18 protein-coding genes are annotated in these 22,408 nt (G+C 70.9%); 3 read left to right on the plus strand and 15 right to left on the minus strand.

Annotated elements, in window-relative coordinates; all coding sequences use genetic code 11:
* Positions 1–95: 95 nt before the first annotated feature.
* Genes METY_RS11310 through METY_RS11320 form a run of 3 tightly spaced genes read left to right on the plus strand, consistent with a single transcriptional unit; the run spans position 96 to position 3,873 of the window.
* Positions 96–1,961 carry an ABC-F family ATP-binding cassette domain-containing protein gene (locus METY_RS11310; protein ID WP_103121491.1) on the plus strand — a complete coding sequence of 622 codons (1,866 nt, stop codon included), beginning with the start codon at positions 96–98 and terminating at the stop codon, positions 1,959–1,961.
* Positions 1,958–3,169, plus strand: a complete 1,212-nt coding sequence (locus tag METY_RS11315) for a YeeE/YedE thiosulfate transporter family protein (protein ID WP_103121492.1) — start codon at positions 1,958–1,960, stop codon at positions 3,167–3,169. The genes METY_RS11310 and METY_RS11315 overlap by 4 nt, the downstream gene beginning before the upstream one ends.
* Positions 3,166–3,873 (plus strand): hypothetical protein, encoded by a 708-nt coding sequence (locus METY_RS11320; protein WP_103121493.1) that lies wholly within the window; start codon positions 3,166–3,168, stop codon positions 3,871–3,873. Before METY_RS11315 ends, METY_RS11320 begins: the two co-directional genes overlap by 4 nt.
* Before the next feature lie 2 nt (positions 3,874–3,875).
* Here METY_RS11320 and METY_RS11325 read toward each other — a convergent pair whose 3' ends face one another.
* From METY_RS11325 to ftsW, 15 genes are all read right to left on the minus strand, one after another.
* A complete protein-coding gene (locus tag METY_RS11325) occupies positions 3,876–5,354 on the minus strand; it encodes a S10 family peptidase (RefSeq protein WP_244593613.1) in 1,479 nt (492 codons plus the stop codon).
* Positions 5,355–5,388: 34 nt separating this feature from the next.
* On the minus strand, positions 5,389–5,691 hold the full coding sequence (locus METY_RS11330) for an AzlD family protein (protein ID WP_103121495.1): 303 nt from the start codon (positions 5,689–5,691) through the stop codon (positions 5,389–5,391).
* A complete protein-coding gene (locus tag METY_RS11335) occupies positions 5,688–6,389 on the minus strand; it encodes an AzlC family ABC transporter permease (protein WP_103121496.1) in 702 nt (233 codons plus the stop codon). Before METY_RS11335 ends, METY_RS11330 begins: the two co-directional genes overlap by 4 nt.
* Positions 6,386–8,530 (minus strand): NAD-dependent DNA ligase LigA, encoded by a 2,145-nt coding sequence (gene ligA, locus METY_RS11340; protein ID WP_103121497.1) that lies wholly within the window; start codon positions 8,528–8,530, stop codon positions 6,386–6,388. Before ligA ends, METY_RS11335 begins: the two co-directional genes overlap by 4 nt.
* A complete protein-coding gene (gene recN, locus METY_RS11345; RefSeq protein ID WP_103121498.1) occupies positions 8,530–10,200 on the minus strand; it encodes a DNA repair protein RecN in 1,671 nt (556 codons plus the stop codon). The genes ligA and recN overlap by 1 nt, the downstream gene beginning before the upstream one ends.
* A 31-nt stretch (positions 10,201–10,231) precedes the next feature.
* A complete protein-coding gene (locus METY_RS11350) occupies positions 10,232–11,101 on the minus strand; it encodes an outer membrane protein assembly factor BamD (RefSeq protein ID WP_103121499.1) in 870 nt (289 codons plus the stop codon).
* Between the two features lie 170 nt (positions 11,102–11,271).
* Positions 11,272–12,225, minus strand: a complete 954-nt coding sequence (gene lpxC, locus METY_RS11355) for a UDP-3-O-acyl-N-acetylglucosamine deacetylase (RefSeq protein ID WP_103121500.1) — start codon at positions 12,223–12,225, stop codon at positions 11,272–11,274.
* Between the two features lie 280 nt (positions 12,226–12,505).
* The gene (gene ftsZ / locus METY_RS11360) at positions 12,506–14,194 is read right to left on the minus strand and encodes a cell division protein FtsZ (RefSeq protein ID WP_103121501.1); all 1,689 of its coding nucleotides are present in this window, start codon (positions 14,192–14,194) and stop codon (positions 12,506–12,508) included.
* Between the two features lie 106 nt (positions 14,195–14,300).
* Positions 14,301–15,626 (minus strand): cell division protein FtsA, encoded by a 1,326-nt coding sequence (gene ftsA, locus METY_RS11365; protein WP_103121502.1) that lies wholly within the window; start codon positions 15,624–15,626, stop codon positions 14,301–14,303.
* Positions 15,623–16,540, minus strand: coding sequence for a cell division protein FtsQ/DivIB (locus METY_RS11370; RefSeq protein ID WP_160147348.1), 918 nt, complete (start codon positions 16,538–16,540; stop codon positions 15,623–15,625). Before METY_RS11370 ends, ftsA begins: the two co-directional genes overlap by 4 nt.
* Before the next feature lie 80 nt (positions 16,541–16,620).
* On the minus strand, positions 16,621–17,541 hold the full coding sequence (locus tag METY_RS11375) for a D-alanine--D-alanine ligase (protein ID WP_103121504.1): 921 nt from the start codon (positions 17,539–17,541) through the stop codon (positions 16,621–16,623).
* 205 nt (positions 17,542–17,746) lie between these two features.
* Positions 17,747–18,664: a UDP-N-acetylmuramate dehydrogenase gene (gene murB, locus METY_RS11380; protein ID WP_103121505.1), complete on the minus strand. Its 918-nt coding sequence runs from the start codon at positions 18,662–18,664 to the stop codon at positions 17,747–17,749.
* Entirely contained in the window at positions 18,661–20,073 is a 1,413-nt protein-coding gene (gene murC / locus METY_RS11385; protein WP_103121506.1) for a UDP-N-acetylmuramate--L-alanine ligase, read from the minus strand. The genes murB and murC overlap by 4 nt, the downstream gene beginning before the upstream one ends.
* A gap of 18 nt (positions 20,074–20,091) precedes the next feature.
* The gene (gene murG / locus METY_RS11390) at positions 20,092–21,219 is read right to left on the minus strand and encodes an undecaprenyldiphospho-muramoylpentapeptide beta-N-acetylglucosaminyltransferase (RefSeq protein WP_200819659.1); all 1,128 of its coding nucleotides are present in this window, start codon (positions 21,217–21,219) and stop codon (positions 20,092–20,094) included.
* Positions 21,216–22,391 (minus strand): putative lipid II flippase FtsW, encoded by a 1,176-nt coding sequence (ftsW, locus tag METY_RS11395; protein ID WP_103121507.1) that lies wholly within the window; start codon positions 22,389–22,391, stop codon positions 21,216–21,218. The genes murG and ftsW overlap by 4 nt, the downstream gene beginning before the upstream one ends.
* Positions 22,392–22,408: the final 17 nt, after the last annotated feature.

Genomic DNA, 22,408 nt, shown 5'->3' on the forward strand with positions numbered 1-22,408 from the left:
AGTGGTTTGACGGATTTCCGACAACGGCACGACGGGGCCGCCGCGACGCGGGAGCCCGTGGACAACTTCCTTCGCAGGCGCCAAAAGCAGCGGTCATGATCCAGATCACCGACCTCACCTGCCGCGTCGCCGGGCGCGTGCTGCTCGACAACGCGAGCGCCTTCCTTCCCGAAGGCGCGCGCGTCGGCGTCGTGGGCCGCAACGGCACCGGCAAGACCACCCTGTTCAAGCTGCTCGCGGGGGACATCGGCCCCGACGACGGCGTGGTGAACATGCCGAAGGGCCTGCGCCTCGGCCGCGTGGCCCAGGAGGCGCCGTCCGGGCCCGAGCCGCTGATCGAGGTCGTGCTCGCCGCCGACAAGGAGCGCGCGGCGCTGATGGCGGAATCGGAGACCTGCACCGATCCGGAACGCATCTCCGACATCGTCACGCGCCTGATCGACATCGACGCCTACGAGGCGCCCTCACGGGCCGCCCGCATCCTGTCGGGCCTTGGCTTCGACGACGAGGCGCAACAGCGTCCCTGCTCCGACTTCTCCGGCGGCTGGCGCATGCGCGTCGCGCTCGCGGCGGTGCTGTTCTCCGAGCCCGACCTGCTGCTGCTCGACGAGCCGACCAACCACCTCGACCTCGAAGGCACGCTCTGGCTGCAGGACTATCTGGCGAAGTACCCGCGCACGACGCTGGTCATCAGCCATGACCGCGACCTGCTGAACGCTTCGGTCGACCACATCCTTCATTTCGACCAGGGAAAGCTGACGGTCTGGAAGGGCAACTACGACGCCTTCGACCGGATGCGTCGCGAGAAGCTCGCGCTCGACCAGAAGGCGGCGAAGGCGCAGGCCGAGGAGCGCGCCCGGCTCGAGGCCTTCATCGCTCGCTTCAAGGCCAAGGCCTCCAAGGCGACGCAGGCCCAGTCCCGCGTCAAGCGGCTCGCCAAGATGCAGCCGATCAACGCCGTGGTGGAAAGCAGCGTGGTGCCGTTCCGCATTCCGGAGCCGGAGCGGGAGCTGGCGCCGCCGCTGGTCGCGCTCGACGGCGTCTCGGCGGGCTACGGCGACCGCACCATCCTGCACAAGCTCAACATCCGCATCGATCCGGACGACCGCATCGCGCTGCTCGGCTCGAACGGCAACGGCAAGTCCACCTTCGCCAAGCTGCTGGCCAACCGGCTTCAGGCGAGCGCCGGCCGGGTCAACAAGTCCGAAAAGATGCTGGTCGGCTTCTTCGCACAGCACCACGTCGAGGACCTCGACGTGGAGGGCACGCCCTACGACCACATCCGCCGCCTGATGCCGACCGCCGGCGACGCGCAGGTGCGCGGCAAGGTCGCGCAGATCGGATTCCCCGGCGATAAGGCCAACACCAAGGTCGGCAAGATGTCCGGCGGCGAGAAGGCGCGCCTCGCCTTCGGCCTCGCCGTCTGGCACGCGCCGCACCTGCTCATCCTCGACGAGCCGACCAACCATCTCGACATCGACAGCCGCGAAAGCCTTGCGCAGGCGCTGAACGAATACGCCGGCGCGGTCATCCTGATCAGCCATGACCGCCACCTGCTCGACGCCACCGCGGACCGGCTCTGGGTGGTCGGCGGCGGCGGTGTCGAGCCGTTCGACGGCGATCTCGACGACTACCGCAAGTACATCCTGTCGGCCGAAGGTTCGGGGAAGTCGAAGAAGGTCGGCAAGGGCACGGGCATGTCCTCCGAGCCCGCGCCGAAGCGGATCGACGTCGGCGCGCTCAAGAAGAAGATCGCCTCGCTCGAGGAGCTGATGGCAACCTGCGACCAGGAGATGGCGCGGATCGACGCCGAGCTGACCGCCAACGGCGGCTTTCCGGGCAAGCCGCAGAAGGCCGCCGCGCTGGGCGCGAAGCGCGCCGAGGTGGAGCGCGCCAAGGCGGAAGCCGAAGAGACCTGGCTGGAGGCGAGCGCCAGCATCGAAGACGCCGCCGCCGCGTGACGACGCGGCCGCTTATCCTCAAGCATCTCTCCACGCCGCGGCCGGCGACGGCCGCGGCGCTTTTGTGTCTCGCGCCGATCGGCGCCTGGATCTTCGCAGTCCTGGACGGGGGCTTCGGCGACCGAAGCTGGGCGGTCGTCGCCGGCGCGATCTTCGGCGTCGCCCTGCAGCGAGGCGAACTCTCGCTCGTTCGGGCATGGCGCGACCTGATGTCGTTAAGGGACGCCGGGCAGTTGCTCGGTTTCCTCGCGGCGCTGGCGGTCGCGGCCGCGCTGACGCTCGGCGCGCTGGCGCTCACGGGCGGCGGCCGGCCCGCGAACGCCCGCATCGGCCCGGTCGACTGGCTGCTGCCGGTGGCGGCTTTCGTCTTCGGCGTCGGCTCCGTGGTCGCCCGCGGCGGCGTGATGGTCCATCTGCGGCGCCTCAGCGAAGGCTCGCTCGTCGCCATCCCGGCGCTGGCGGCCGTCTTCCTCGGCTTCGTGGTCGCGATCGTCCACTGGCCCTGGACCTGGGCGACCGCCATCGCCGAGGCGCCGGCGCCGTGGTTGCCGAGCTGGCTCGGGCCGGCCGGAACGCTCGCCCTCCAACTCGCGGCGCTCGCGGGCTGCGCGGCCCTGCTTTGGCGCTATCGCCCGCCAGCGTCGAAGGACGGGCCAGGGCTCGTCCACCGGGTGTTCATCCAACCCTGGCCCGCGACCGCCGCAGGCGCGCTGCTCGGATGTTTGGTGGCGGCGAGCTACGCCGCCGGAGAGCCGCTCGGCCTGATCGCGGAGTGCGCGACGATCGCGCGTTGGCTCGCCACCATGATCGGCCTCGTCCCACAGACGCTGCCGGGGCTCGACGCCGGCGTCGCCGGCCTGAAGGCGCCCCTGCTGCAGGGCTTTGCGCTCACCGAACATGTCCTGATCCTGATCGGCTTCGTACTCGGCGCCTTCGCCTGCGCGGTGGCCTCGGGCCGCTTCACGATCGAAGGCTTCACGCGACGGGACGCCGTCGAGATGGTGCTCGGCGGGGTCATGATCGGCTGGGGAGCCATGACGGCGCTGGGGGCGGTGACAGGCGAGGCGATCGCAGGCGTCGCGGTCGGCGCGCTCTCGGGCTGGATCTTTCTCCTGTTCGCGTCCCTCGGCATCATCGTCGCGCTGAAGCTCGACCCACGATCGTCCGTCACCGCTCCCGCCCCACCGCCGCCGGAACCCGCCTCGTGATCCGCGCCGTCGTCTTCGCAGCGTTCGCCGCCTTGGCGTCGCCGGCTCTGGCGCTCGACGAGCCGCCCGCGGCGCCGATCCCCACGCTCGCCGCCACAGGCTCCGCGCTCGAGGCCTTCGCGCCGCCGGGCTGGCGGGTCGAGACCAAGGCGGAGGGCGATCTCGACGGCGACGGCCGCCCCGACGCGGCGTTCGTCCTGCGCGCGACCGATCCGCGGAACGTGCTGAAGAACGAGGGCCTCGGGTCGCCGCAACTCGACACGAACCCCCGCATCCTTGCCGTCGCTCTCCGCCGGCCAGCCGGCTATGCGCTCGTGACGCAGAACGCGACGCTTATCCCCCGCCACGTCGATCCCGTCATGGACGATCCCTTCGGCGACCGGGAGCTGTCGATCGAACGGCGCGCTGTAAAGGTCGGCCTTGCGGTCTTCATGAGCGCGGGCGGCTGGGACATGTCCCGCATCGCCTTCACCCTTCGACTCGACGGGGAGGAGCTGCGCCTGATCGGCTACGACCGATCGACGGTGGCGCGGAACACCGGCGCGATGCAGACGCTGAGCGTCAACTACCTCGCCGGCCGGATGAGCCGGGGGAAGGGCTCGATCGAGAGCGACGCGATGAAGACCGTGTGGAGCAAGGCCGCCCGACGGGGGCCGACGATCACGCAGATCGGCGATGGGCTGGAGTTCGATCCCGGCCGGTAGGACTACTCCGCCCCGTACAGCGCCTTGGCGTCCTTCAGCAGCGCCGCGCGGGAGCCGTCCCGCGTGTAGAACATGTGCCCGCCGGGATAGACCGTGAGCTTCACGCGCTCGGGATCGCCGAACGCCGGCAGCTGATCCAGCACGATCCTGGATTCCATGTAAGGCGTGACGAGATCCGTCGTCCCGTGCGCCACCAGCACCTTGAGCTTGGGATCGAGCGCCAGCGCCTCGCGCAGCGCGCTGGTCGATTCCGGCAGCGACTGGCCCGAGCCCCACTTCCAGCCTCTGTTGACGTCGGAGGCGAGCAGTTCGTAGCGGCGGTCGACCCGGAAGCCGAGGTCGCGGGCGTAGAAGTCGACCGCGGCGCGGGTGAGCGGCGCGAGCGCGCCGTCGAGCACCGGGTCTTCCCACCGCGCGCGAGCGGAGGACGGGAAGGGATCGAACGCCGTGACATTGGCGTCGTAGAGCGAGCCGACCTTGCCTTCGTCCCGGCGCAACTCGCGGGCGAAGGTCTGGATATCGACGCGCCCGCCGAGACGCTTCACGAAGGCGCGGTCAAGCCCGGTGAGCTCCGCGACGCGCGCGGACAGGCGGTCGACGGCCTCGGCGTCGCGCGGACCCTTCATCAGGTCGGCGAGAAACGCGCCGGTCGCGTAGGCCTCGACGTCGGCAAGGTCCGCACGTTCGACAAGCCCCTTGCGCGCGCGGGCGCTCGCGGCGAGCGACGGCAGCGCCGAAACCCACGGCACCGGCGACGACCCCTCGCCGTCGCGGATCGCGAAGTCCAGCACCGGCGAGATCGCGATCAGACCGCGCACGCCGACGCCGTCGCGCGCCTGCAGCTGCCGGGCGATGCGGGGCACACGAAAGCCGCCGTAGCTCTCGCCCACGAGATAGACCGGCGACATCAGGCGGTTGCGGAGGGCGAGATGCTTGGCGACGACCCGCGACAGCGTGTCGACGTCGCTCTCGACGCCCCAAAAATCCTTGGGATCGTTGTTCCCCACCGCCCGGCTGTAGCCGGTGCCCACGGGATCCACGAACACGAGGTCGGTGAAGCCGAGCCAAGTCTCGGCGTTGTCGATGAGGTGCGGCAGATCGGAGGGCGTCGTCCCTTCGGTGCCGAAGGGCATGCGCTTCGGCCCGATGGCGCCGAAGTTGAGAAAGGCGGAGGCCGCGCCCGGGCCGCCGTTGAAGGCGTAGGTGATGGGCCTCGTTTTCGCGTCGGTCCGGTCGAGCAGGTAGGAGGTCACGACGACCTCTGCGACCTTTTCGCCCTTCGGATCGTAGAGCGGCACCGCCTCGACGCGCGCGTTGTAGGCGAGCGTCGCGTCCGCCGTCACGGCGGTTTCCCGCTGCGTCGCCTCCGCCGGCAGGGCCACTGGATTCGGCGCCTTCTCCTGCGCGCCGGCGGGAGCGAGGGAGCCGATCAGGAGCGCGGCGGCGAGGAAGGTGGTGCGGCGGGTCATGGGCGCTGACATGGGGCGCAGGGCCTCGGAGGGAAGTTCACATTTCCTAGAGTCCGAACGCCCGCAGCGCGACGACCGTCACCACGCCGACCGCGATGACGCCGAGCAGCGGCAGCCGCGTCGCGGCCACGGCGGCGGCGAGCGCCGCGATGGTTTCCGCCCCGCCGGTCGCGAGCGCGGATGGGGCGATCAGCGCGACCAGAACCGCCGGCGGCACCGCGTTGAACGCCGCCTGCGCCCGGGGGCTGAGCTTGAGGCGTCCGCCGAGCAGCACGCCCGAGATCCGGGTCGCGTAGGTGATCGACGCCATCACCAGGATGGCGAGCAGGGTCCAGGGATCCACGCTCATGCGAGCGCCTCCTCCTCGTCCTCGCCCGCGAGCGCCCAGGCGGTCGCGACGCCCGCGGCGGCGCCGGCCGCGACGTGCCAGGGCGCGCCGACGCCGACGTAGGTCGCCGCCGAGGCGAGCCCGCTCGCGGCGACCACCGCCATGCCGCCCGGTCCACGGACGAAGGCGGCCGCAAGACCGATGAACAGCGCGGTGAAGGCGAAGTCCGCGCCGTAGACCCTCGGGTCGCCGAGCATGGCGCCGCCGATCGCCCCGAGCGTGGTCGTCGTCACCCAGTTGATCCAGAGCGTCGCGCCCATGGTGATGAAGTAGGCCGGCGTCAGCGTCCGCTCCGCGGCGCGACGTTCGCCGAGCGCCCAGTTCTCGTCGGACATGACATAGAAGCCGAGCATCTTCTGCCACCAGGCGAAGGCTTCGGTGCGGCGGGCAAGCGACGTGCTCATCAGCACGTGGCGCGCGTCGATCAGCACGGTCGAGACCGCCAGCGCGAGGATCGGCGCGGGATGCACCCAGAGCTCGACCGCCGCGAGCTGCGCGCCGCCGGCGCAGACGAAGCCGGACATCAGCGCCACCTCGGCCGGCGTGAGTCCCTTGGACGCCATCAGCGCCCCGAACAGCAGGCCGATGGGAATCGCCGCGATCGCCGCGGGAGCGATGTCCCTCAGCCCGTCGCGAACCTCCCGAAGGCCGGCCGTCATCCGCCCTCGCCCACCCGCGCCAGCCACTCGTCTTCCGTCAGGGTCTCGATCCCGAGCTCCTTCGCCTTCGCGAGCTTGGAGCCGGCGCCGGGTCCCGAAACCACGAGGTCGGTCTTCTTGGACACCGAACCCGCGACCTTGGCGCCGAGCCGCTCGGCCATGGCCTTGGCCTCGTCGCGCGTCATCCGCTCCAGCGCGCCGGTGAAGACCACCGTGAGGCCGGTGACCGGCGTGTTCGAGGCGGCGGCGGGCATCGGCGCGGGCGTCAGCTCGTTCAGCAGCGCGTTGAGCGGCGCCGCGTTTTTCGGCTCCTGGAAGAAGTCGACGACGGCGTACGCGACGACGGCGCCGACGCCGTCGATGTCGATCATCTCGCGCCAGGCGTCGTCGCCCTTGTCGCCCCTTACCCCCGGATCGGGGGGCGTTGCGGCCTTCGCGGCGTCGCGCAGGGCCTCGATCGTCACATAATGGCGGAGCAGCCTCTTGGCGTTGATCTCGCCCACATGGCGGATGCCGAGCCCGTAGAGGACGCGATTCACCTCGCGCGTGCGGGCGTCCTCGATCGCGGCGAACAGGTTCGCGGCCGAGGTCTCGCCCCACCCTTCCCGGTTCTTCAGCCGCGTGAGCTTGCCGGGCTGCGCGTCGCGGACCTTGAGCGTGAAAATGTCGGCCGGTTCGCGCACGTCGCCGGCTTCGTAGAAGGCCTCGATCTGCTTCTCGCCAAGGCCTTCGATGTCCATGGCGCCGCGCGACACGAAATGGCGCAGCCGCTCCACCGCCTGCGCCCGGCAGATTAGACCGCCGGTGCAGCGGCGGACCACCTCGCCCTCCTCGCGCACAGCATGGCTGCCGCAGACGGGGCAGACCGTCGGAAACGCGTACGGCTGCGCTCCTTCAGGTCGCTGGTCGAGCACGACCTCCACCACCTGCGGGATGACGTCGCCGGCGCGTTGGACGACCACAGTGTCGCCGACGCGCACGTCTTTGCGGGCGATCTCGTCCTCGTTGTGCAGCGTGGCGTTCTGGACGACGACGCCGCCAACGGTGACGGGCTTCAGCTTCGCGACCGGGGTCAGCGAGCCGGTGCGGCCCACCTGGATGTCGATCGCCTCCAGAACCGTCGTCGCGCGCTCGGCCGGGAACTTGTGGGCGATCGCCCAGCGTGGGCTCCGTGAGACGAAGCCGAGGCGGCGCTGAAGCGCGAGGCTGTCGACCTTGTAGACGACGCCGTCGATGTCGTAGCCGAGGCGCGCCCGCTGCTCCTCGATCGCATGGTAGTGCGCGATCAGCTCCTCGGCCGTCCCCAGAACCTCCATGAGGTCGTTGGTCACGAATCCCCAGCGGCGGATGTTGTCGACCATGCCCTTTTGGGTCTCGGCGGGAACGGCGCTCGCCTCGCCCCAGGCGTAGGCGAAGAACCTGAGCGGCCGCTCGGAGGTGACCTTTGGATCGAGCTGGCGAAGGCTTCCCGCGGCGGCGTTGCGCGGGTTCGCGAAGACGGGCTTGCCGGCCTCGGTCTGGCGCTCGTTCAGCGCCTTGAAGTCCGCATGGGACATGTAGACTTCGCCGCGCACCTCGATCACGTCGGGAACGTCGTCTCCGGTCAGGCGGTCGGGTACGTCGCCGAGGGTGCGGAGGTTCGCCGTGACGTCCTCGCCCACCGCCCCGTCGCCTCGCGTCGCGCCACGGACGAAGCGACCCTTTTCGTAGCGCAGCGAGGCCGACAGCCCGTCGATCTTCGGCTCGGCGGCGACCGGCAGTTCCTGCTCCGGCTTCAGGTCCAGAAAACGGCGCACGCGGGCGATGAACTCCGCCACGTCCTCGTCGGAGAAGGCGTTGGCGAGCGAGAGCATCGGCACCGCGTGCCGCACCTTGGCGAAGGCGTCGGAGGGCGCGGCGCCCACGGTTTCGGTCGGGCTGTCCGGCGTCTTAAGCTCGGGGAACTGAGCCTCGAGCGCCTGCAATCGCCGGCGGAGAGCGTCGTAGCCGGCGTCGTCGATCGTCGGCGCGTCGTCCTGATAGTAGCGCTTGTCATGCGCGCGGATCTCGTGGGCCAGCCGCGCGTGCTCGGCGGCGGCGTCGGGCAGAGCGGGCGGAAGCTCCCCGCCCTCCGTCGCAGACGTCGCAGGGGACTTAGCCATTACGCCGCTCCATCCAGCAGGCTCGCGGCCGCGGCGCGCGCCTCTTCGGTCACCGACGCCCCGGCCAGCATGCGCGCGATCTCTTCCCGACGCGCCCGCGCGTCGAGCGCCTCGACCCGCGTCGCCACCCGCGTCTCGCCCTCGGGCTGCGCCTTCGAGATCAGGAAATGCCGCTCGGCGCGCGCCGCCACCTGCGGCGCATGGGTGACGGAGAGCACCTGCACCGTCCGGGCGAGCCGGGCGAGCCGGGCGCCGATCGCGTCCGCGACCGCGCCGCCGACGCCGGTGTCGATCTCGTCGAACACCAGCGTGGGGGCCGACCCGCGATCGGCCAGCGCGACCTTCAGCGCGAGCATGAAGCGCGAGAGCTCGCCGCCGGACGCGATCTTGGCGAGCGGCCCGGCGCGCGTGCCCGGGTTGGTCTGCACCCAGAACTCGACGCGGTCGATCCCGTCCGGCCCTGCGCCGCCGCCGTCCGAGACGATCTCCGTCATGAATCGCGCCCGCTCGAGCTTCAGATCGGGCAGCTCCGCCATCACGGCGGCGTCGAGCCGACCCGCCGCGGCGCGCCGAGCGGCGCTTAAGGCGCCCGCCGCGGCGTCATAGGCCTCCGCCGCGGCCTTGGCCTCAGCGTCGAGCGCGATCAGCCGCTCTTCCCCGGCGTCGAGATCGGCGAGGTCCGCGAAGAACTTCGCGGCCAGCGCGGCGAGATCGTCGGCCGGCCGATCGTACTTGCGCGACGCCGCGCGCAGCGCAAACAGCCGCTCCTCGATCCGTTCCAGCTCGCGGGGATCGAAGGCGGTGGCCTCGATCGCGGCCTTCAGGTGCGCCTCGCCCTCGTCGAGCGCCAGCAGCGCGGCGTCGAGGGCCTTGATGGCGGGCTCCACCAGCTCGGGCGACGAGGCGGCGCGCCGCTCCAGCCGGCGGATGGCGTTGGCGATGGTGGTCACGGGCGACGAGCCGCCGGCGACGGCGTCGAAGGCCTCGTTGAGGTCCTCGGCCGCCTTCTCGGCGCGCATCATCGCGGAGCGGCGCTCGGCCAGGGCCTGCTCCTCGCCGACCTCGGCTCCAAGCGCCCGCAGCTCCTCGCTGGCGTGTCGCAGGTAGTCCGCCTCGCGGCGGGCGGCTTCGACACGGGCGGTGTGCTCGGCCAACGCCTTCTCCGCCTCCCGGCGGCGGCGCCAGGCGACGGAGGTCGCCGCGACCTCGCGGCCGAGGCCGCCGTAGCCGTCGAGCAGCGCGCGGTGCGCGGCGGGGTCGACCAGCGCGCGGTCGTCGTGCTGGCCATGGATCTCGACCAGAGTCGCGCCGAGAGCGCGCAGCGCCTGGGCGCTCACCGGCTGGTCGTTGACGAAGGCGCGGGTGCGGCCGTCGCGCGCCTGCACCCGCCGCAGGATCAGGTCGCCGTCGTCGTCGATGTCCTGCGCCTTGAGGATCGCGCGCGCGGGATGGTCGAGCGCGAGGTCGAACACCGCGGTGACCTGGCCCTGCGTCTCGCCCTCGCGCACGAGCCCGCCGTCCCCCCGCCCGCCGAGGGCGAGCGAGACCGCGTCGAGCACGATCGATTTGCCCGCGCCGGTCTCGCCGGTCATGACCGAGAGCCCGGCGTCGAAGTCGACGTCGAGCCGGTCAATCAGGACGATGTCGCGAATAGACAGCCGTGCGAGCACGGGCCCTCCCGCGCGGGCGCGGCGGCCCGCGTCAGCCCACGACGCCCCGGAACGCGCGGCTGATCCAGGAGCCGGAGTTCTCCTGCGGCTTCAGCCCGCCGTTCGTCACCAGCGCGTAGCTCTTCTGGTACCACTCGCTGTCCGGGAAGTTGTGGCCGAGGATCGCCGCCGCCGTCTGCGCCTCGCCGGTGATGCCGAGCGACATATAGGCCTCGGTGAGGCGGAACAGCGCCTCCTCGATGTGGCGCGTCTGCTGGTACTGGCTGACGACGACGCGGAAGCGGTTGATCGCGCCGGTGTAGTCGCGCCGGGCGAGATAGAAGCGCCCGATCTGCATTTCCTTGCCGGCGAGCTGGTCGCGGGCGATCAGGATGCGCTTCTTCGATTCCGTTGCGTACTCGCTGTCCGGCCAGCGGCGCACGACCTCGTCGAAGGTCGCCAGCGCCTTGCGCGTGCGCTCCTGGTCACGGCTGACGTCAGGCACTTCGTTGTAATAGGACATCGCCACGAGGTACTGCGCGTAAGCTGCGTCCGGGCTCGTCGGGTGCAGCTGGACGTAGCGCGTGCCGCTGGTGATGGCCTCGGAATAGTTGCCCGAGCGGTAGTTCGCGAAGGTGGTCATCAGGATCGCCTTGCGGCCCCAGTCGGTATAGGGGTGCTGGCGGTCGACCTCGGCGAACTTCTTCTTCGCGGCGTCGTAGGAGCCGGCGTTCAGATTGGCCAGGCCCTCGTTGTAGAGCTTGTCCGCCGGCTCATCGGGCGCGAGCGTCTCCTTGTCCGACGAGAAGTAGGAGCAGCCCCCCAGCGGCAGCGCGGCGGCCGCGGCGAGCGAAAGCACCAGAGCGAATCGAAAGCCCCGACGGCCTGCGGACGGAGTGGCGGAAGACGTACGCATGACCATCGCGAGCCTCGTGAACGCTGAATTCGACGGTGGTTCCCCGATGACCGGACGCCGGAGCGTCGCGGCCGGCGCCGCGTGGTGAACGCGACTCCGCCGCCGTCTATAGCCGAAAGGGATCGGGCGCGCCAACGTGCAAGCGGCCGGCGTGCGTTTCCGCCGCCGGCGCGCCGTCAGTCGACCCGCGGGCCGAAGGCCGGAACGGCGCTGGCGAGCGGGGCGGCGGCGTGCCGCGGCTCGCGCTGCTCCCGGCGAACAGGCGCCTCGTCGACGATGGCGTAGGCGGCGGGATCCGCCAGCAGAGCGCCGAGCACGGCGCCGTTCAGCTTGTGGCCGCCGCAGAACGAGGCGAACCGCCCGACGAGCGGCAGGCCGGACAGCGCCAGGTCGCCCACGGCGTCGAGCGCCTTGTGCCGCACGAACTCGTCCGCGAAGCGCAGGCCCTCGGGGTTCAGCACCCGGTCGTCGCCCAGCACGACGGTGTTCTCCATTGAGGAGCCCCGGGCGAAGCCGGCCGCCCACAGCCGCTCCACGTCCTTCAGGAAGCCGAAGGTGCGCGCGGCCGCGATCTCCTCGCGGAAGACCTGCGGCGTGAGCTCGAAGCGGATCTGCTGGCGGCCGATCAGGTCGGACGCGAAATCGATGGTGACGTCCATGTGGAAGCCGGACGGCGCGGGGGCGAGCTCGGCGTAGCCGCGGCCCTGCTCGACGCGGACCGGCTTCAGGATCTTGAGCATCCGGCGCGGCGCGGAGAGCTTGCGCAAGCCGACCGCCTCGATCGCCTGCACGAAGGGGCGCGACGAGCCGTCCACGATCGCGACCTCGGGGCCGTCGAGGCACACGCGGGCGTTGTCGACGCCAAGCGCGCGCAGGGCCGCCATCAGGTGCTCGATGGTCGAGACGCTCGCGCCGTCGGCGTCGCCGAGCACGGTCTGGAGCTCCGTCGCCTTCAGCAGATCATGCCGGGCGGGAATCTCATGCTCGTCGCCGTCCACGGTCGTCCGGACGAAGACGATGCCCATCCCCGCGTCGCCGGGCTCCAGCGTCATGACGACCGGCGCGCCCGAATGGACGCCGACGCCGTCGACGACGGCCGTACCTGCAAGCGTGGTCTGGTGCGCAAACATCGAACTCGAACCTCGAAATCCCGACGGCTCGCTCCGGAGCCTGTCGTATCGGCGCGTTCGTCACGCGCGAACGACCGGAAACCTGTCCGGCCTTCTTGATGCGCTGCAACCTAAGTCGACGACAGGGGGATCCAAAATCAAGGTTCTTTACGCTTTGTAACAGGCGTATGCTTCTGAAGACGTTAACAAAAATGCCTGCTCGGGCAGGCTCAAAAGCGGACGGCCCGGACCGTGAGGTCCGAGCCGTCGAGTCGCGTGTCGAGCCCGGCAGGACCCGGCGTCAGTTCGCCTGGCGGCGGAGGAACGCCGGGATCTCGAGCTGGTCGTCCTCGAGGCCGCGGGGGTGCTGCTGCGCGGGCGCGCGGCCCTGGGCGTCGAGCCCGCCCTGCGCCGGGCGGTAGGCTGGAGCCTGCGGCCGCCGCTGGTCCGGCTGGACCGGAGCGGGACGCTGCGCCTGCACTGGCTGCACGGGCGCGGGGTGATGCGCCTGCGCGTCATCTTCCTCGTGGTGACGGCCGAGGCCGTTGGCGAGGCGCTGCAGCAGGGTCATGCGCTTGCGGTCCGGAGCGGGCTCGGGAGCCTGCTCGCGGCTGGCGCGGATCTGCGCCTGGGCCGGCAGCGGGAGGTCCTCGATCCGCGGCATGCGGGGCGCGCGGGCGGCGCGCTCGGCCTGCGGCGGGATGAAGGCGTGCTCGTGATGGTCGTCCTCATAGGCCGCGGGAGCGGCGTGCTGGGGCTCGGCCAGCGGAGCCTTCGGCGCGGCGGGACGGATGGTGACGTCCTCGATCGCGGCGATCGCCTGCTGCTCGTAATGCGCCTCGTAAGCCGGCTCATGCTGTTCGGGAGCCGGCGCCGGGGCCGCGGGCTGGACCGGCTGGGTCGGCGCGCGGAAGGTCGGAAGCGTCTGCGGTTCGGGCGAACGGGTCGCCGGAGCCGGCTGCTTAAAACGGTTGGTGAGCTCCGCGATGCGCTGCTCGGCGGGGCTGGTCTGGCCCGCCTCCATGATGTGGTCGATGCCGGTGGCGACGACCGACACGCGGATGATGCCTTCCAGGCTCTCGTCGAAGGTCGCGCCGAGGATGATGTTGGCTTCCGAGTCCACCTCCTCGCGGATGCGGGTGGCCGCCTCGTCGACTTCGTACAGCGTCAGGTCGTTGCCGCCGGTGATCGAGATCAGCAGGCCGCGGGCGCCCTTCATCGAGACGTCGTCGAGCAGCGGGTTGGCGATGGCCGCTTCCGCCGCCTGAACCGCGCGCTTGTCGCCCGAGGCCTCGCCCGTGCCCATCATCGCCTTGCCCATCTCGCGCATAATCGCGCGGACGTCGGCGAAGTCGAGGTTGATCAGGCCTTCCTTGACCATCAGGTCGGTGATGCAGGCGACGCCCGAGTAGAGCACCTGGTCCGCCATGGCGAAGGCGTCGGCGAAGGTGGTCCGCTCGTTCGCGACCCGGAACAGGTTCTGGTTCGGGATGACGATGAGGGTGTCGACCGCCTTCTGCAGCTCCTCGATGCCGGCTTCCGCCGTCTTCATCCGGCGCTGGCCTTCGAAGTGGAACGGCTTGGTCACGACGCCGACGGTCAGGATGCCGGCCTCGCGGGCCGCGCGGGCCACGACCGGAGCGGAGCCCGTGCCGGTGCCGCCGCCCATGCCGGCGGTGATGAACGCCATGTGCGCGCCTGACAGGTGGTCGCGGATCTCGTCGATCACCTCCTCGGCGGCCGCCCGGCCCACCTCAGGCTGGGAGCCGGCGCCGAGACCCTCGGTGACCTGCACGCCCATCTGGATGATGCGCTCGGCCTTCGACAGGGTCAGCGCCTGCGCGTCGGTGTTCGCGACCACGAAGTCGACGCCCACGAGGCCGGCTTCGATCATGTTGTTCACGGCGTTGCCGCCGGCGCCGCCGACGCCGAACACGGTGATCCGCGGCTTCAGTTCCCGGATGTCCGGCATCTTCAGGTTGATCGTCATCGCATGCCTCGTAGGTTGTCGCGCCGTCCCGGCGTTTGCCTGTCTTCACGTTCGGCGTTCGGGGGGCGCGCTCGCCCCATCTGCCCGTCGGTCGCCGATCCGACGGTCAGAAGCTCTCCTTCAGCCACCGCCCAACGCGGTGGATGTAAGTGTCTTTTGGCGCCGACCCGCCGCGGCGCATCCGCCGCGGATCGACGTGTTCCAGACCCGCAACTTGCGGGAAAACCAGAAGTCCGACCGGGCCTGCGAAGGCCGGCCCCTTGGCCGCCTCGGGCAGTCCGCGGGCGCCCAGCGGGCGGCCGATGCGGACGGGCCGGTCGAGAATGCGCCGCGCCAGATCGGGCAGGCCCGTCAGCTGGCACGCGCCGCCGGTAAGCACGACGCGGCGCGCCTCCGCCGCGTAGCCCGAGGCCTTGAGGCGGTCGCGGACCAGCTCGAGGATCTCCTCCACCCGCGGCTTGACAATCTTCACGATCATCGACTTCGGCAGGTAGCTCGCGCCGTCGATCTCGTTCTCGCCGACCGGGGTGACCGCGATCTGCTCGCGCTCGTCGGCGAGCGCCGGAAACACGCTGGCGTGCAGCGTCTTCAGCCGCTCCGCCTCGTCGAGGCTCGTCGAGAGCCCGCGGGCGAGGTCGAGGGTGACGTGGTGCCCGCCGAGCGCGACGGCGTCCGAATGCACGAACTGCCCGCCCTTGAACACGGCGACCGAGGTCGTGCCGCCGCCCATGTCGACCAAGGTGACGCCCATCTCGGCCTCGTCGTCGACGAGCGCCGCGAGGCCGGACGCGTAGGGAGCCGCGACGATCGTCTCGACGTTCAGGTGGCAGCGCTCGACGCACAGCATCAGGTTGCGCAGAGGCGCGCCCTCCGCCGTGACGATGTGCATGTCGACGCCGAGATGCTGGCCCACCATGCCGCGCGGATCGCGCACGCCGCGGGTCGCGTCCAGGCCGAAGCCCGTCGGGATTGAATGCACCACGGCCCGGTTCGGGCGGACCGAATGGGCGCAGCCCGCCTGCAGCACGCGGCGGATGTCGCGATCCTCCACCGGGTGGCCGGCGATCGGCACTTCGGCGTGGAAGGTCTCGGAGGCGAGCCGGCCGGCGGAGACCGACACGATCACGCTCTCGATCTGGACGCCCGCCATGCGCTCGGCGGCGTCGACCGCGAGCCGGATCGCCTGCTCGGCGGCCTCCATGTCGACGATCTGACCGGCCTTGACGCCGCGCGAGCGCTGATGGCCCACCCCGATCAGCTCGACGAGATGGGAGCGGTCGGGGAGCGCGTCGCCGGCTTCGACCGGCTTCAGCCGCGCCACGAGGCACGCGATCTTGGAAGTGCCGACGTCGAGGACGGAGACCACCACTGCGCGACGCTGCGGCAGCGGCTTCATCTTCGGGACAACGCCGTAGGGGAACGCCTGACTCATGTCGCTCCGGCCTTCTTACGCGCCTTCTCGGCGGCCTTCTCAGCCTCGGCCAGCTTTTCCGCCGCCTCGGGCGTCACCCGCACCACGGTGCGGATCGGCGATCGGAGGTCGACGATCGCAATGTCCTTGGAGAACAGATTGCGGGCGGCCTGAAGCGACTCGAGTCGGGCCAGCGCCTCGCGGAAACCCGTCTCCGGCAGCTTCACCTCGACGCCGGACCGAAGCTTGAGGTTCCAGCGCCGCTCGGCCACGAGCACGGCCGCGTAGGTCTCGGTCTTGATCTTCGGCGCGCCGTCCAGCGCTTCGAGCAGCGGCCGCGCGCGAAGGTTCGCGGAGGGGCCGACGACGAGCGGCAGATGGGCGAAGCGGGAATCCCGGAATTCGTCGATCGGGGTGCCGTCCTCGGCGAGGATCTGCACCTTGCCGTCGTGCTGCCACAGCGCGAACGGCTTGCGCTCCACGAGATGCACGGTGACCCGGTCGGGATAGAGCTTGCGGACGGTCGCGTCCTGCACCAGCGGGTTCGCCATCAGCCGGTCGCGGGCCGCGCCGACGTCCAGGAACGGAAGCGCGGTGTTCTCGCCGATCCCGAGGGCGAGCAGGACTTCGTCGTCGGTGAGCGCGCTCTGGCCTTCGGTCGCGACGGCGATCACGCGGAAACCAGCGGCGTTGGCGACGGTGACGTGAAGGTTCTCGATTTCGGCGCGGACCGCGGGCCAATGGCCGCCGTCGATCATGCCCGTCACGCCGGTCGCGCCGAAGAAGACCGCGGTGAGCGCCACGCCGAGGCGACGCCGACGGGCGAGGCGTTCGAGGCGAAAGCGCACCGTTGTCAGACGGCTCGCGCCGATCACCTCGTCGACGTCGTCGAGGTCCGGCCGCGGCTGGCGCGCGTTCTCGCTCGCCGACCGCATGTTCGGGCCCGTCTTGAACACCCGGGTCCGGGGTGCGGCCGCTTCGCGACCGCCGCCGACCGGCGCCCTGCGGCGTCCGTCTAGCGTTCCAAGGAGGCGTCCTCCACTAGCCATCGAACAAGCTCACCAAACCCTATGCCGGCATAAGCGGCGAGTTCCGGCACGAGCGACGTCTCCGTCATGCCGGGCTGCGTGTTCACTTCGAGGCAGACGAGCTCTCCCGTGCCGCCTTCGCGGTCGTCGAAACGGAAATCGGCCCGGCTTACTCCGCGGCACCCGAGAGCGTGGTGCGCCGCGAGAGCCAGTTTTCGGACCTCTTGGTAAACAAAGGGTGAAATTTTTGCCGGGAGGACGTGCACCGAGCCGCCCTTGGCGTACTTGGCGTCGAAGTCGTACCAGGCGTCGCCGGGCACGATTTCGATCACCTCGAGCGCCTCGCCATTCAGCACGGCGCAGGTAAGCTCTTTTCCCGCAACGAAATTTTCCGCAAGCAGCAGCTCGCCGTGCGCCCAGTCCCCGCGGGTGAGCTCCTGCGGCGGATGGGCGTGGTCTTCGTTAACGATTAGGACGCCGACCGACGATCCGCCGTCGACAGGCTTGAGGACGTAAGGAGGCGTTAAGACGTGCGACGCGGCGGCTTCTGACCGTGTGACGACTTTGCCACGCGGGACGGAAACCCCCGCAGCCGCCATCACGGTCTTCGCGCGCTCCTTGTGCATGGCGAGCGACGAGGCCAGCACGCCGGAGTGCGTGTAGGGGATTCCCATGATCTCCAGCAGGCCCTGCACCGTGCCATCTTCGCCGAAGCGGCCGTGCAGCGCGTTAAAGCAGACGTCCGGCTTTACCTTCGCCAGGACCTCGGCGAGATCGCGGCCGACATCGATCGGCGTGACGCGGTAGCCCTCGCCTTCCAGGGCTTTGGCGCAGGCCGCGCCCGACCAGAGCGACACCTGCCGCTCCGAGGACCAGCCCCCCATCAGGACGGCGACGTGTTTGGACATGGTGTTTCCCCGAAGGCGGTCGTCATGCTGGACGGCCGACGGCCGATCCGATTTGTGAGCAGAATGAAGCGCGTCATGGCCCGGCTCGACCGGACCATTCCTCTCGGACGTCGAGCGTCTCGTCGGCGGCGGGCCCCCCGGCCAAGCGTAACGACGACGCGCTTTAGGAGCGGAGGGACGCGCTCGACGGACGTGCCGGCCGTCCTTACGCCGCCACACCGATCCGCTTGATCTCCCACTCGAGCTCGACGCCCGAGGTCTCCTTCACGCGCCGGCGGATCTCCTCGCCCAGGGCCTCGATGTCGGCTCCAGTGGCGCCGCCGGCGTTGATCAGGAAGTTGCAGTGCATCTCGGACACCTGCGCGCCGCCGACCGCGAAGCCGCGCAGGCCCGCCTGATCGATCAGCTTCCACGCGGAATGGCCGGGCGGATTCTTGAACGTCGAGCCGCCGGTGCGGCTGCGGATCGGCTGGTTCCTCTCGCGGTGCTCGGCGACCGCGTCCATCTCGGCGCGGATCGCGTCCCGGTCCTGCAGCTCGCCCTCGAGCAGCGCGCCGGTGAAGATCACGTCGTCGGGCGCGTCGGAATGGCGGTAGCGGTAGCCCATCTCGGCCTTGGAAAAGGTCCGCTTCGCCCCGCTCCGGTCGACGCCGTAGACCTCGACCACGCGGTCCGCCGTCTCCGTCCCATGGGCGCCGGCGTTCATGCGGAGCGCGCCGCCGATCGCGCCGGGAATGCCGAAGTAGAAGGCGAAACCGCCGATCCCCGCCTCCTGCGCCGCGATCGCGACGCGCTTGTCGGCCGCCGCGGCGCCCACGCGCAGTCGCCCCTCGCCCACGGCCTCGATGGCCGCGAAGGGCTTCCCGAGCCGCACGGACACGCCGGGAAGACCGCCGTCGCGGACCAGGAGGTTCGAGCCCAGCCCGATCGGCGTCAGCGGCGCGTCGGCGGGAAGGTTCGCAAGGAAATAGGCGAGGTCGTCCTCGTCGGCCGGCGTGAACAGCGCCTCGGCCGGGCCGCCGACCCGGAACCAGACGAGGTCCGCCAGCGGCTGGCCGGCGAGCAGCCGCCCGCGCAAGGCCGGCATGACGGCGGCGAGGCGTTCGACGAGCGGGGCCGTCATGCGCCGGCCTTCAGCGCCGCGAGCTCCTCTGGCAGGGCCGCGGCCCAATAGGTCGATGTGCCGGCGCCGAGCAGCACGACGTAGTCGCCGGGCTTCGCCACGCTCGCCACGACGCCCGCAAGCGCCTGCGGGCCTTCGAGCGGGATGACGTGGCGATGACCGCGGGCGCGCAGGCCCGCCACCAGGTCGTCGCGCGACGCGCCCTCAATCGGCTGCTCGCCGGCGGCGTAGACGTCCGCCACGATCACGGTGTCGGCGTCGTTGAAGCAGCTCGAGAAGCCGTCGAACAGGGCGTGCAGGCGGGAGTAGCGGTGCGGCTGGACCACGGCGATCACGCGACCTTCCGTCGACGCCCGCGCCGCCTTAAGCACCGCGGAGATTTCCACAGGGTGATGGCCGTAGTCGTCGAAGATGGCGACGCCGTTCCACTCGCCGGTGCGGGTGAAGCGCCGCTTCACGCCGCCGAACTTGGCGAGCCCGGCGCGGATCTGGTCCGCGGCCACGCCGAGCTCGTGCGCGACGGCGATCGCCGCGGTCGCGTTCAGCGCGTTGTGGCGGCCGGCCATGGGCAGCACGAGGTCGTCGATCCGGGTCTCGGAGCCCGTCTTGCGATCTCGGATGGCGACGCGGAACCGGGCCTGGCCGCCCTTCAGGTCGACGTCCAGCAACCGCACGTCCGCCTGCGGATTCTCGCCGTAGGTCACGACCCGGCGGTCCTCGATGGTGCCCACCATGTCCTGCACGGTCGGGTGGTCAAGGCACATCACGGCGAAGCCGTAGAACGGCACGTTCTCGACGAAGGAGCGGAACGCCGCCTTCACCGCGTCGAAGGTGCCGAAGTGGTCGAGGTGCTCGGGGTCGATGTTGGTGACGACCGCGACGTCGGTCGGCAGCTTCAGGAAGGTGCCGTCGCTCTCGTCGGCCTCCACCACCATCCAGTCGCCGTCGCCCATGCGGGCGTTGGTGCCGTAGGCGTTGATGATGCCGCCGTTGATCACCGTCGGGTCCATCGCGCCGGCGTCGAGCAGCGTGGCGACGAGCGACGTCGTCGTGGTCTTGCCGTGGGTGCCGGCGATCGCGACGCAGGTCTTCAGCCGCATCAACTCGGCCAGCATCTCCGCGCGCCGCACCACCGGCAGGCGCTTCTCGCGCGCGGCGTTAAGCTCGGGGTTGCCGCGCTTGATGGCGGAGGACACCACCACGACCTCGGCGTCGCCGAGGTTCTCCGCGGCGTGCCCGATGGTGACGGCGATGCCCTTGTCGCGCAGGCGCTTGACGTTGGCGCTCTCGGCCGCGTCGGAGCCCTGGACCTTGTAGCCGTGGTTGGCCAGCACCTCGGCGATGCCGGACATGCCGATGCCGCCGATGCCGACGAAGTGGACGGGGCCGATGTCGCGGGGAAGTTTCATGGGAGAGGCTAAAACCTGTCAGGACGTGAGCGAGGCGGGCGCTGGCGCGTGGACGCCGGCGGCGGCCAATACCACATCCGCGAGCCGAGCGGCGGCGTCCGGTTTGCCGACGCGCCGCGCCGCGGCCGCCGAGGCCGAAAGCGCCGCGCCGTCGGCGAGGCGCAGGGAGAGGTCGTCGGACAGCGCCTCAGGGGTGAGACGCGCCTGCGGCCAGACCACCGCGCCGCCGGAAAGCGCCAGCGCGTTGGCGTTGGCGAGCTGGTCGTTGTCGAGGGCGTGCGGCAGCGGCACGAGGATCGAGGGCCGGCCGATCACGGCGAGCTCCGCGACCGTCGAGGCCCCCGCGCGCGCGATCACGAAATGCGCGAGCGCCATGCGCGCGGGCATGTCGTCAAAGAAGCTCGTCAGATTGGCCTCGATGCCGGCCGCGGCGTAGGCGGCGCGCGCCGCTTCGAGATCTTCGGGCCGCGCCTGCTGCGTCACGCGCAGCCGGGCCTTGAGTTCGCCCGGCAGCAGAGCGAGCGCGGCCGGAACCACCTCGGACATCACCCGCGCGCCCTGGCTGCCGCCGAACACCAGCAGGCGGATCGGCCGATCGCCCTCCGGCGCCTCGTAGGCGACGCCGCTGGCAGAGATCACCTGGGGCCGCACGGGGTTGCCCACATGGACGGTGGCGGCGCCGGAGGGCGCGCCGGCCACGTCGGGAAAGCCGGTCGCGATGGTGGTCGCGAACCGCGCCAGCATCCGGTTGGCGCGCCCCATCACCGCGTTCTGCTCATGCAGCACGACCGGCACGCCGGCGACACGCCCCGCGACCAGGGGCGGAAACGAGGGATAGCCGCCGAAGCCGACCACCGCCGCGGGCCTCACGCGGCGCATGAGCCCGACGCCCTTCCCCACCCCGCGCGCGAGCGTCAGCCCGAGTTTGGCGTAGGCGAGCGCGCCCGAGCCCCGCAGCGTGTCGGCCGGGAGGGCGTGCACCGCGCGGGCCGGGAACTTGGAGGCGTAGGCCAGCGCCCGCTCATCGGTGACGAGCTCCACGGCCACATCGCGGCGGCCGAGCTCGACCGCCAGCGCTTCCGCCGGGAAGAGGTGGCCGCCGGTTCCGCCGGCCGCCAGCAGGATGGGTCGCGGCCCGGCGGTCATGCGCGCGCCGCGACCGGCGTCGCGCCCTGGGCGCGGGCGTGCCGCGCGATCTCGGAGGCGAGGGCGTCGGTGCGCGGCCGGCGGCGCGTCAGCGCGAGCAGCATGCCGACGCCGAGCGCCAGCGCAAACAGCGACGAGCCGCCGTAGGAGATGAACGGCAGCGTCATGCCCTTCGCCGGCATAAGGTGCAGGTTCACCGCCATGTTGATCGCGGCTTGGAGGCCGAACAGCATGGTGAGGCCTGCGATGGCGAGGCGCGTGAAGCCGTCCTGCTCGCGGCGTGCGTGCTGCAGCCCGCGCATGACGATGAAGCAGTAGATCGACACGATCGCGATGCAGAAGAGGATGCCGAACTCCTCGGCCGTCACGGCGGCGATAAAGTCGGTGTGCCCGTCCGGAATGATGCGCTTGACGGTGCCCTCGCCGGGGCCCTTGCCGAACCAGCCGGCGGAGGCGAAGGCCTCGGTCGCCTTGTCGATCTGGAAGGTGTCGCCGGTCTCGGGGTTCATGAAGCGGTCGATGCGGCGCGCCACGTGCGGCAGCAGCTCATAAGCCGCGACCAGTCCGACGACGCCGACGCCGCCGAGGCCGACGACCCAGATCCACGGCAGGCCCGCGAGGAAGAACAGCGCGCCCCAGACCGCGGTCGAAAGCACGGTCTGGCCGAGGTCGGGCTGCAGCACCAGCAGGCCGACGACCGATCCCAGCAGCGCGATGGCGAGGAGATGGCCGGGCATGTCGCGCCGCTCGGAGCCCTCGGCGAACAGCCAGGCCGAGAGCACGACGAAGGCAGGTTTAACGAACTCCGACGGCTGCACCGCGAGCCCGCCGAAGTTGATCCAGCGCCGGGCGCCCTTGATCTCCATGCCGATGAAGAGGGTCGCCGCAAGCATCAACATGCCGAAGGCGAACACGACCCAGGCGAGCCGCCGCACCTGCCGGGGGCTGAGAAACGACACCCCGACCATGATCAGCAGCGCCGGCGGCAGGAACATCACCTGCCGGTTCACGAAATGGAACATGTCGACGCCGATGCGCTCGGCCACCGGCGGCGAGGCCGCGAGCGACAGCACGACGCCGAGCACCATGAGCGCGCCGACGGCGAACAGCAGCGCCCTGTCGACCGTCCACCACCATTCGCCGAAGACGGTGCGTTCCGCGCGGGAGATCATGACGGCAGGCTCCGGGA

This window comes from Methylopila sp. Yamaguchi (assembly GCF_002897035.1).
In the GTDB taxonomy this organism is placed as follows: domain Bacteria; phylum Pseudomonadota; class Alphaproteobacteria; order Rhizobiales; family Methylopilaceae; genus Methylopila.